Below are 383 nucleotides of genomic sequence, written 5' to 3' on the forward strand. Positions count from 1 at the left end.
TTTTACCAGTATAGCTACTTTTGCGAACGATATCGTGATTACGTTAAAAAGCATAATCTTACGATGCATATCAATCATAAACCGGGTGATAAAATGATGGTTGATTGGAATGGCACCCGTATGTATGTGTATGATCGTTACACAGGAGAAGCAATCCCTGCATATTTATTTGAGGCAACATTACCATTTAGTATGTACAGTTATGTTCAAGCATGTCCAAGCATGAAAATCAATGATTGGGTCGATTGCCATATCCAGGCTTACCGTTATTTTGGCGGAGTTACAAGACTTCTGATCCCAGACAATCTAAAAGTAGGAATTATCCAAAACAAGAAATATGAGGATCCAATATTAAACAAATCATATCAGGAAATGGCAGACTA

Annotated in this window: 1 pseudogene; it reads left to right on the plus strand. The window is 36.6% G+C overall.

The features are described from left to right. Positions 1–63 precede the first annotated feature (63 nt). Positions 64–383 (plus strand): annotated as a pseudogene (locus KTQ83_RS12080) (IS21 family transposase); the annotation flags it as partial.

It is taken from the genome of Holdemanella porci (genome assembly GCF_019052655.1).
Lineage (GTDB): Bacteria > Bacillota_I > Bacilli_A > Erysipelotrichales > Erysipelotrichaceae > Holdemanella > Holdemanella hominis.